Origin of the sequence: Intestinibacter sp., assembly GCF_034113885.1 — a bacterium.
Taxonomy (GTDB): domain Bacteria; phylum Bacillota; class Clostridia; order Peptostreptococcales; family Peptostreptococcaceae; genus Intestinibacter.
In genome coordinates this window covers 1-9,483 of the sequence record NZ_JAXEWM010000032.1, presented here as the reverse complement: position 1 = coordinate 9,483, position 9,483 = coordinate 1, and the positions used below count along the sequence as shown (strand labels likewise).

Below are 9,483 nucleotides of genomic sequence, written 5' to 3'. Positions count from 1 at the left end.
CGTTGTAACCTACGTTTTTTCTTTTTTAACTTTCTTATCTTTTGAGTTTTATTTATATTTTTGTAAGGCTTATCAATATCACTACATATTGCTAAATCTGTTACACCCAAATCGATTCCTATTCCTTCATTTGTTGGAATTTCAATGCTATCATTATACACAATACCTACACTAATCCACCAGTTAATACCATCAAAGGTTACTCTTGGGTTGAGATATTTACTATTTGTTGGTATTTTGTTTTTTTCAGCAAGCTTTATCCAGTTAAACTTTTGTTTATTTTTCTTTCTGCTTAATGTTAACTTTTCGAGTTTAACATGGGTATCTGTAAACTGGATTTTATCAGTATCTACATAAAAGCTAGGCTTAGACTTTCTTTTACTTTTAAATTTAGGAAAAGAAGATTGCCCTTTAAAAAATCTTTTGTAAGCCAAACAAGCATCTTTAATTGATTGCTTAGCTATATTATTAGAATAATCATTAAGCCACTTATATTCTTCTGTCATTTTTAATTTCGTAAATTGTTTTCTTAAATCGTTATCTGATAAAAAGCTACCGCCATTTTTATAATTTTCTTGTTCAGTATTTAATGTCCAATTATAGGCAAAACGGCTTACGCCTGCTGATTGAAATAATTTAGTCTTTTGTTTATTATTTGGAATTAGCATTATTTTGAATGTCTTTATCATACTATATTAACTCCTCAATTATTTTCTTAGCTTTATTATCTATATTCTCCTAAAGCCTACAAATAAATACAGTGTTATTTTCTCTTCCAGTATCTGTTATAAACTTATCTCAATTTTTAAGCGTTTGAACCGTTTTTTCTATTTTATTTTCAAATTATAATATTGAGTAATATTTCATTTATTTATTACTTCAATAGCATTATATATAATCCATAAAAATATACTATGGTTTTATGGATTTTTATAGATTTATATTAGCTGTTACATGCCTCTAAAATTCACCTACATTATATTTGTTTTGCTATTAAATCTCCCATTTCCTTAGTTCCAACTACAGTTCCAACACCGTTATAAATATCCTTAGTTCTATATCCAGCATTTAAAACTTCTGTAACTGCTGCTTCTATAGCCTTAGCTTCTTCTTCTAATTTGAAGCTGTATCTAAGCATCATAGCTACTGATAATATTGTAGCGATTGGATTTACTACGTTTTGACCTGCTATATCAGGTGCACTACCATGTATTGGTTCGTACATACCGAAGTCATCTCCTCTAACTGAAGCTGATGGTAGCATTCCTATAGAACCTGTTATCATTGAAGCTTCGTCTGATATTATGTCACCGAATATGTTGTTAGTTACGATAACATCAAATTGAGAAGGATCTTTAACTAATTGCATTGCCGCATTGTCTACATACATGTATGATAATTCAACTTCTGGATAATCCTTTGCAAGTTCGTTTAAAACCTTTCTCCATAATTTAGAACTGTCAAGAACGTTGGCTTTATCTACACAAGTTAATTTTTTATTTCTAATCATTGCTGTTTCAAAAGCTTTTTTACCTATTCTTCTGATTTCGTTTTCGTCGTATTTTTCTACATCGTATGCAAATTCAACGCCGTCTTCTACGCCTGTTTTTCTTTCGCCGAAGTAAATTCCACCTGTAAGCTCTCTTACAACTACAAAGTCTACTCCTTTTTCAACTATGTCAGCTCTAAGTGGAGATGCTTCCTTGATGCTTTCGTGCATAGTAGCAGGTCTTAGGTTTACGAATAATCCTAGTCCTGATCTAAGTGCTAGTAAGCCTTTTTCTGGTCTTCTTTCGCTTGGTATGTTGTCCCATTTTGGTCCACCAACTGCTCCTAGAAGAACTGCATCGCTGGCTTTACATGTATTTAAAGATTCCTCAGGAAGTGGAACTCCTGTAGCATCTATAGCTGCTCCACCACCTAAAACATTTGTACATTCAAATTTATGGTTGTATTTTTCACCTATTTTATTTAAAACTTTTATTCCTTCGTCTATAATTTCAGGACCTACACCGTCCCCTTTTATAACTGCTATTTTAAAATCCATTTATAATAATCCCCCTGGTTGACTTATTTATTTTTTCTCTATAGATTTAATTAAACCACCATTTTGAATTATGTTTTGCATAAATTCTGGGAATGGTTCTGCTTGGTAAGTTTCACCCTTTGTTACATTTTTGATTATACCTGTGTTAAAATCTATTTCAACCTTGTCGCCTTCTTCAATTCCCTTTGCTGCTTCATCACATTCAAGAATTGGAAGCCCTATATTTATCGCATTTCTGTAGAAAATTCTAGCAAAAGTAGATGCGATTACACATGAAATGCCACTTTCTTTTATAGCTATTGGAGCGTGTTCTCTTGAAGAACCGCATCCAAAGTTTTTATTTGCTACTATTATATCGCCTTCTTGTACCTTTTTAGCGAATTCTGTATCTATATCCTCCATGCAGTGAGATGCTAATTCCTTCATATCAGGTGTATTTAAGTATCTCGCTGGTATAATTACGTCTGTATCTATATTATCTCCATATTTAAAAACTTTTCCACTTGCTAACATATTATTTTTCCCCTCCACAAACTTCACTTGGTGATGATATTTTTCCTGTTATTGCAGATGCTGCTGCAACTGCTGGACTTGCTAAATAAATTTCTGATTCTGTATGTCCCATTCTACCTACAAAGTTTCTATTTGTAGTTGATACTGCTCTTTCTCCTGCTGCTAGTATACCCATATGTCCACCTAGACATGGTCCACATGTTGGCGTTGAAATTGCAGCTCCTGCAAGTACCATATCAGTTATATATCCTTTTTCTATTGCTTCAAGATAGATTGCTTGTGTTCCTGGGAAAACTATGCATCTTACATCATCAGCAACTTTTTTACCTTTTAATATTTCTGCAGCTATTCTCATATCTTCTATTCTACCGTTTGTACAAGAACCGATTATTACTTGATCTATTTTTATATCTTCAGTTATTTCATCAGTAGTTTTTGTATTTTCTGGTAGATGTGGGAACGCTACTGTTGGTTTTAATTGACTTAAATCTATTTCAATCACTCTGTCGTATTCAGCATCTTCGTCTGCTTCGTATACAGTTGGATTTTTTTCTATAGTTGCACATGGATGAGCAGCCATGTATTCTTTAGTTGTTTCATCAACAGGGAATATACCATTTTTAGCTCCTGCTTCTATAGCCATATTACAGATTGTAAATCTGTCATCCATTGTCAAGTATCCAACACCGTCTCCTGTGAATTCCATTGACATATATCTAGCTCCGTCAACTCCTATTTCACCGATTATGTGAAGGATTATATCTTTACCACTTATCCATTTAGCTGGTTTGTTTTTAAGAACAAATTTGATTGCTCCAGGAACCTTAAACCAAGCTTTTCCTGTTGCCATACCAGCAGCCATATCAGTTGATCCTATACCTGTTGAAAAAGCACCAAGTGCTCCGTATGTACAAGTATGTGAATCAGCCCCTATTACTACATCACCTGCTGTTACTAATCCTTTTTCTGGTAGTAAGCAGTGTTCTATACCCATTTGACCTACGTCAAAGTAGTTTACTACTTCTTTTCCTCTAGCGAAAGTTCTCGCCACCTTACATTGTTCTGCACTTTTTATATCCTTGTTTGGTGTGAAGTGGTCACAAACTATTGTAACTTTAGTCTTATCGAATACTTCATCTATTCCTAATTTATTAAACTCAGTTATTGCAACTGGAGTAGTTATATCGTTTCCTAATACTAAATCTAGGTTAGCTTCTATTAATTGTCCTTTTTTTACTTCGTCCATCCCTGCATGTTTTGCTAGGATTTTTTGTGTCATGGTCATTCCCATTGTAGTATCCTCCTCATTTATATATTACTCTATATTCCAATTTTCAATATTAAATTTCATAGGCTATAGCCGAAAAGCTAAAGCCTATGTATCTAAATATCAATTTTTATTATTCTACATTCATTTTTATATAGCTCTTGTTTATAGCATGCATAAGTGCGCTTATAGCTGCTGTATTTATGTTTTCAGATATTCCAACTCCGAAGTATGGTTCAGTAGCACCAGTATCGATTTGTATGTAAGCAACACCTTTAACGTGTGAACCTTCACCAAGAGCATGTTCATGATAATGTACGAACTTGTAATTTTTAAGTGGTTTTAATTCTTCTTCATCTTGTTCCATTAACGCATTACTGAAAGCATCTACTGGTCCATTACCAGTTCCTTTTATTGTATAATCGTGGTTATTGAAGTTTATAATAGCTTCTAATTCTAACATATTTGTAGCAACATCTCCGCTTTCAACATCGAATAAACCAGAATCTGCTGAGCTTATTTTGTATTTTGTTAATTTATATGGTGTTTCTATATTGATATACCATTTTTCAAATAATCCAAATATTTCTTGTGGAGAAAGTTCTTTTCCCATTGAATCTGAACATTTTTTAACAACTTTACCAAAGTATTTTTGCATAGCTTTTGGCATATTATATCCAAATTCGCTTTCCATAATGTAAGCTGCTCCACCTTTACCTGATTGTGAATTGATTCTTATGATTTCTGTGTATTCTCTTCCTAAATCGTGAGGATCTAGTGGTAAATATGGAACTTGCCAAATGTATTCGTTTCTTGCTTCTCTCGCCTTCATACCTTTTCTGATAGCATCTTGGTGTGATCCAGAGAATGCTGTGAATACTAAATCTCCTACATATGGATGTCTTTCATGAATACTTAATTTTGTACAATCCTTATATATTTCTGCTATATCGTTTATATCTGAAAAATCAAGTTCAGGATCTATACCTTGAGAGTACATATTCATACCAACTATTAATATGTCTAAGTTTCCTGTTCTTTCTCCATTCCCAAATAAAGTTCCTTCTATTCTATCTGCTCCTGCAAGTAATCCTAATTCAGCTGCAGCTGTTGATGTTCCTCTATCATTATGTGGATGTAAGCTTATTGATACACACTCTCTATTTTTAACAGTTTTGCTAAACCATTCGATTTGGTCTGCATATCTGTTTGGTGTAGTCATTTCAACTGTTGATGGTAAATTTATTATCATCTTGTTTTCTGGAGTTGGTTCCCATACATCCATAACTGCTTCACATATTTCTAATGCATAATCCATTTCAGTTCCAGTGAAGCTTTCTGGTGAATATTCAAATTGGAAGTTTGTTTCTGGATATTTAGCAGCTTCTTCTTTTATTAATTTTGCCCCTTTAACTGCTATATCTATTATTTCCTCTTTGTTCATGTTGAACACTACATCTCTTTGTAGTACTGATGTTGAATTGTATAAATGAACTATTGCGTTTTTGCATCCTTTTAATGCTTCAAAAGTTTTTGTTATTAAGTGTTCTCTTGATTGAGTTAAAACTTGTACCTTTACATCATCTGGTATTAAGTTTTCATCTATTAATTTTCTTAAAAAGTCGTATTCAGTTTGTGATGCTGATGGAAATCCTATTTCGATTTCTTTAAATCCGACTTCTAGTAGCATGTTGAACATTCTCATTTTTTCGTCTACGCTCATTGGTGTAGGTAGTGATTGATTTCCGTCTCTTAGGTCTACACTACACCATATAGGTGCTTTAGTTATTTCTTTGTCTGGCCATTCACGATTTGTAAAGTTCTTTGGTTGAAAGTCTGGTTTCACATATTTTTTATAATTAAACTCATTATTCTTCATATTTAAAATCCCCCTGTATTAATTTTTTTTACATTACCCTAAATATTATCAGTATTTTCAATATATTCAGTATTTTCTGATTTTTATTTTTGTTATTATTCCCGTTTTCCAGTTATTTTATAGAATTTACTATATGATTTTGTATTTGTAATTAAATTTGTGCCTTTTAAATTTTTATTTTCCCTATTATTTTTTTATTTTGAACTCTTGTGCCCTATCCGAGTCCCAGTTATTTATTAATTTTTACCAAGTTATTAAAGTATTAAAAAATTTCATATTAAAAATTTTGATTTAGACTGGCCTTGTCTAAAATCATTTGTAAATTAAAAAACCCCGTCTCTAAAAATTAGAGACGAGGTTGTATTCTCGCGGTACCACTCTAGTTAGCTTATAAAAAGCTCACTCTGTAACAGTTAAAAACTGTATGCCTTGTAACGTAGACTAACGTTTTACCCTAGGTAAACAGCTCCTAGACAAGTTCAGATTCATCCACTGCCAAATCACACCTACCTTTGGCTCTCTGTAAGCTTCATAAATTCTTACTACTTCTACTCAACGCCTTTGTTTTTCGCTTTTAATTTGTGTTTTTCCTAGCTTAATTAAAATATTATATCATTTTCCATTTATTGTCAACATATTTTATCAGATTTTTTTATTTTATTTAATAATTTTATCTATTTTGACTATTTCCTAAAATATAATAAACTTAATTTATCAGAATTTTCAAATTAAAATTTCCATTTTACTATATATTGAAAAACGCTTTTATTTGATCTTCCCAGTAATTTATAACTAATTCTTTAGGGAAATTCGCTTCTTCTATAACCTCTTCAGCATATTTAAAAACACCTATATCATAGCATATATGAGCATCTGTTCCCATTATAATTCTAACTCCGTATTTCTTACAAAGCCCTAAATATGTCTTTATATTTTCTCTAGCACCTTTTCTAAAAGTATTTGGTGATAATGACGAATTGTTGACCTCTAATAATATATTTTTTTCTTTTGCCTTTTTTACTATAGGCTCGTAATCTAATGGATATCTTCCATCGTCTGGATGGCCTATTATTTTGACCTTTTCCTTGTCCATAGCATTTAATATAGCATTTGTATTATCCTCCTTAGTTGAAGGCTTCATGCAAATCGTATGAAGACTCGCTATCAAGTAATCAAGCCCTGGTAAAGCTCTAGGATCTAATTTATCTAAATTACCTTCAGCATCTAATATGTTGGCCTCCATTCCTTTAAGAACTCTAACTCCGTCTATTTCCTTTGGAATTACCTTTAAATTATTAAAGAAGTATAATTCAGGACCTCCTAACATATTTGGTCCATGGTCAGACATTCCTAAAATTTTTATTCCATGTTGTTTTGCAAATTGTACATTTTCATTTATTGTGCTGTAAGCATGTCCACTTGCAACTGTATGTGTGTGCATATCCACTATTGCCTTCATTAAAACACTCCTTTATGTCTTATTTTATTCTAAAATGTATTCAAGCTGTCCCAATATATGAGACAGCTCTTTTTTATAATAATCTCTAACCTAAGACTACTTTGTTATTCAGATTTTTTTATTGCATCGCCAATTGTTGCACCTAAAGATTCTGCAGGTTTAATAAATGGAGTAATATCTTCTTCTGGTTCTGCGTTAACTTCTTTTATTGATATTAACATTCTCTTATCTTCTGGATTGAAGTTTAATATTTTAGCTTCTATCTCATCTCCAGGATTTACTACACTGTTTACAGTAGGAACTCTGTTTTCGCTTAATTGAGATATTGGTAAGTAAGCTTCTACACCTTCTTTGATTTCAACGAAAGCTCCTCTATCTATAGTTCTAACAACTGTACCTTTTATTACATCACCTATAGCAACTTCTTTAGCTATTAAATCCCATGGATCGTTGTTTATATCTTTTACTGCTAAAGCTATTCTGTTGTTTTCTTTGTTTACATCTAATACGTAAACGTCTAATTCTTGACCTTCAGCAACAACAGCTTCTACAGATTCTACTCTCTTCCAAGCTAAGTTGTTTATATGAGCTAAACCTTCTAATCCTTCACCGATGTCTATGAAAGCACCATAAGGCATTATTTTAGTTACTTTACCATGTATTTTTTGTCCTACTTCAAGAGAATCAAATATAGCTTGTCTAGCTTCTTTAACTCTAGCTCTTTCTGCTTCTCTTTCAGCTTTTATTCTAGCTCTTTCTGCTTCTCTTTCAGCTTTGATTCTTTCTCTTCTTTCTTTTCTTTCTATGTCTATTCTTTCTTGTAATACTTCTCTATGAGATGCAACGTATTTGTTTCTTCCAGAGTTAAATTCTATTACATAAACTTCTAAATTAGCATTTAAGTATTCATTTGTATCGTTTACAAATTTAGTATCTATTTGAGATATTGGTATAAATAATTGAAGAGATTTATATTTTGCAAATACACCTCTTTGTATAGCTTTTTCAACTGTTACAGTTACTATTTTATGTTCGTTGAATATTTCTTCTAATTCTAATACATCATTTCTTTGATCAGCTTGTACCTTTGATAATCTTACAGTACCATCTTTAAGAGACACTTTTGTTATGACTGCAGTTATTTCATCGCCTACTTTGTAAACATCAGCTATTTCTTTACCCTTTTCTATATTTAACTCATCTAGTGGTATTATACCGTCAAATCCACATTCTAAACCTACAACAACTACCTCATTAGTTACCTTAGTGATAGAACTAGTTATAAGCTCCCCTACATTTAATTTGTCTAACTGTTGTTCTTGTTGATCTAACAGTTCTTGCATTGATAATTCATTAGTCATATTAAAATACATCCTTTCACACGTTTATCTTATTAATCCTATAAGTATTATTATACCATTAATCGTTAAAATACCTACAGTTTTATTACAAAATTTATACATAAATTTTATTTTCGTTATATATTTTTACAATAAGTTTTTTATCATACCCTAATATTATACTAAATTTTTTTAAATTTTACATCAACTTGTTAAAAGTTATTAAAAAAAATACATATCATTTGAAATAATCCATATACTAAAATTAATTTTTAACTATATTAAATAAGGAATGATAAAATGAACACAAATAATTATAAAGAAAAATTAAAAAAAGAAAAAGCCGAATTAGAAAATTTAATCTCTGAAATGAAGGACAACACACTATTTGGAGATACAACAGCACATACTAGTGAAAGATACAGCTCAGGAGAATTATCTAGCTATGATAATCATCCAGGCGACATCGGTACCGAAGTATATATGAACGATATGCAAAACAGCTTGACAAATCATCAAGAATATCAACTACAAAAAATCGAGGATGCATTATCACGAGTTGATGATAATTCATTTGGATACTGCGAAAAATGTCATAAAGAGATAGAACCTGAGAGACTTGATATACTTCCCGAAACTAATTTGTGCTCTAATTGTGCAAAGGAATTGGAAACTCCGCCTGAAGAAGGCAAACGTTACGATTTAAATAATATAAATCAAAATCCTCACTTTTACTCAGAATATACTAAGAATTTAACTGATTTGAATAAAAATAGTATACAAAATACTACAGACTCGAAAAAAAATAGAAGGTGAGAACCACCTTCTTCTTGGTAAATAATTAATACATTTAAATAACTGGGCACTATATGTATATATTTATTGTATATAATTTTAGGTTTTAATGCAATCTTTTTTACGATTTTTAAATTAAAAAATTTTTTTATTTAACTTTAACATTCAAAAATCCAAAATATT

General features: G+C 31.2%; 8 protein-coding genes and 1 other annotated feature. Of the genes, 1 reads left to right on the top strand and 7 read right to left on the bottom strand.

Annotated features, from left to right (window positions below; translation table 11 throughout):
• From SPD90_RS02035 to SPD90_RS02005, 7 genes are all read right to left on the bottom strand, one after another.
• Positions 1-689, bottom strand: a 689-nt coding sequence (locus SPD90_RS02035) for an RNA-guided endonuclease InsQ/TnpB family protein (protein ID WP_320924156.1), incomplete at its 3' end; no start/stop codon positions are given.
• Between the two features lie 287 nt (positions 690-976).
• Complete coding sequence (gene leuB, locus SPD90_RS02030) at positions 977-2,047, bottom strand: 3-isopropylmalate dehydrogenase (protein ID WP_320627336.1); 1,071 nt, start codon at positions 2,045-2,047, stop codon at positions 977-979.
• A 27-nt stretch (positions 2,048-2,074) separates the two neighbouring features.
• Complete coding sequence (leuD, locus tag SPD90_RS02025) at positions 2,075-2,560, bottom strand: 3-isopropylmalate dehydratase small subunit (protein WP_290690938.1); 486 nt, start codon at positions 2,558-2,560, stop codon at positions 2,075-2,077.
• A 1-nt stretch (position 2,561) separates the two neighbouring features.
• Entirely contained in the window at positions 2,562-3,851 is a 1,290-nt protein-coding gene (gene leuC, locus SPD90_RS02020; RefSeq protein ID WP_320627338.1) for a 3-isopropylmalate dehydratase large subunit, read from the bottom strand.
• Positions 3,852-3,960: 109 nt separating this feature from the next.
• Positions 3,961-5,706, bottom strand: a complete 1,746-nt coding sequence (gene leuA / locus SPD90_RS02015; protein WP_320924155.1) for a 2-isopropylmalate synthase — start codon at positions 5,704-5,706, stop codon at positions 3,961-3,963.
• Positions 5,707-6,051: 345 nt separating this feature from the next.
• Positions 6,052-6,271, bottom strand: a binding site (T-box leader).
• A 180-nt stretch (positions 6,272-6,451) separates the two neighbouring features.
• The gene (locus SPD90_RS02010; protein WP_320924154.1) at positions 6,452-7,165 is read right to left on the bottom strand and encodes a phosphatase; all 714 of its coding nucleotides are present in this window, start codon (positions 7,163-7,165) and stop codon (positions 6,452-6,454) included.
• A 104-nt stretch (positions 7,166-7,269) separates the two neighbouring features.
• A complete protein-coding gene (locus tag SPD90_RS02005; protein WP_320924153.1) occupies positions 7,270-8,526 on the bottom strand; it encodes a 30S ribosomal protein S1 in 1,257 nt (418 codons plus the stop codon).
• 279 nt (positions 8,527-8,805) lie between these two features.
• Between SPD90_RS02005 and SPD90_RS02000 the strand changes: the two genes are divergently transcribed.
• A complete protein-coding gene (locus tag SPD90_RS02000; protein ID WP_320625918.1) occupies positions 8,806-9,321 on the top strand; it encodes a TraR/DksA family transcriptional regulator in 516 nt (171 codons plus the stop codon).
• The last annotated feature ends 162 nt before the right edge of the window (positions 9,322-9,483 follow it).

What these genes read in the sequence shown, in the direction of transcription:
- SPD90_RS02005 (WP_320924153.1), bottom strand. Translation starts at nt 8,526, where the DNA reads ATGACTAATGAATTATCAATGCAAGAACTGTTAGATCAACAAGAACAA.
- leuA (WP_320924155.1), bottom strand. Translation starts at nt 5,706, where the DNA reads ATGAAGAATAATGAGTTTAATTATAAAAAATATGTGAAACCAGACTTT.
- leuC (WP_320627338.1), bottom strand. Translation starts at nt 3,851, where the DNA reads ATGGGAATGACCATGACACAAAAAATCCTAGCAAAACATGCAGGGATG.
- leuB (WP_320627336.1), bottom strand. Translation starts at nt 2,047, where the DNA reads ATGGATTTTAAAATAGCAGTTATAAAAGGGGACGGTGTAGGTCCTGAA.
- SPD90_RS02010 (WP_320924154.1), bottom strand. Translation starts at nt 7,165, where the DNA reads ATGAAGGCAATAGTGGATATGCACACACATACAGTTGCAAGTGGACAT.
- SPD90_RS02000 (WP_320625918.1), top strand. Translation starts at nt 8,806, where the DNA reads ATGAACACAAATAATTATAAAGAAAAATTAAAAAAAGAAAAAGCCGAA.
- leuD (WP_290690938.1), bottom strand. Translation starts at nt 2,560, where the DNA reads ATGTTAGCAAGTGGAAAAGTTTTTAAATATGGAGATAATATAGATACA.